1 protein-coding gene is annotated in these 1191 nt (G+C 71.8%); it reads left to right on the top strand.

The window, feature by feature from the left end; translation table 11 throughout:
* Nucleotides 1-139: 139 nt before the first annotated feature.
* The coding region (locus tag ACWFR4_RS49055; RefSeq protein ID WP_453658513.1) for a hypothetical protein at nucleotides 140-1191 on the top strand (1052 nt) is incomplete at its 3' end.

The raw sequence follows: 1191 nt of genomic DNA, 5'->3' as shown, positions 1-1191 counted from the left end.
AGCCGCGCCGCCGCCTGCCGCGCCGGTTCCCGCGGCTGACCCGCCGGAGGCGGCGCAGCCGATGCTGGCCGAGATCCCGAGCACGGCCGCCGAGCCGGACACGAGCGCTATGCCGTTCGACGCGCAGGAAGTCGCGGGCATGCCCGGCTACTGGTGGCGCCTCGAGCCGCCGCGTGAGGGCGCTCGCGACGACGTTGAGCACATCACCGTCGGCTACGGAACCGAGCAGATCGGCCACGGACACGGCCCCAACGGCTGGGACGGCACGGTCAAGTGGCGGATCGCGGTCGGCACCGACTACATGCCCGGCGAGCGCACCCCGTCCGCCAGCGCCAAGAAGATCGCCGAGCGCCACCAGGCCCTGCAGGAGGCCGCTCTCGTCACGGGCCCCAGGCCCGCAGAGACGGTGTGGATCCACCACGAGCGGGACCACGGCGACGAGACGCGCACGTACGTCTTCGGTGTCGCAGAAAGCGACACGGATGCCCTGGCGGCTCTGGAAGCGGAAGACTTCATCCGCATGCGCAGTGTCGGCGCATGGGTCCAGAACCCGCGCATTCGGCCCGAGACCCGGGCCTACAAGACGGGCCTGTTCGTCCGGCGCATGCTCAAGCACGGCCGCTCCATCGCCGTCCACTACAACCGCGACGGCGCACCCGCCGACACCACCCTGCCCGAACTCGACGACGGGAGGGTCGGCGAACTCGCCGCCCTCGCACAGACGGAGCGCAGGGACTGGAGCCCGATCGAGTTCCAGGCCGGGGACCAGGTACTCCTGAAGGGCTCGCACAGCTGGTGGCACACCGTCACCGACGTCCAGCCCGGGCAGCTCACCGTCGAACTGGAGACCGTCGCGTCCGGCGAGGTCCTGGCCCGCCGGCGCGGCGAGGACCTGCTCACCGCCGCCGACCCGGTCGGTGAGATCACCACCGCCCGCCCCGGATCCTTCGAGCTGCGCGGCGAGGCCCCCGAGGTCCTTGAAGCCGAACAGGCCCGGTTGGAGCTGCCGTTGGCCGTTGCCGCGCACGCTCCCTTCGTCGAAGCACGCCGTGCTCAGATCGCGACCGAGCGGGAGCGGGTCTCGGGCAACCTCGCGGCGATGGAGAAGCGGCGTGCCCGCGTTCTGCTGGACGGCGAGGACATCGGCTCCGTCGTCACCCGGCCTGACGGCGGATACGCTGCCTCCACCAT

The sequence above is a fragment of the Streptomyces sp. NPDC055140 genome (genome assembly GCF_053607285.1).
The sequence above is the reverse complement of the archived record's forward strand: the minus strand, read 5'-3'. Positions and strand labels throughout refer to the sequence as shown.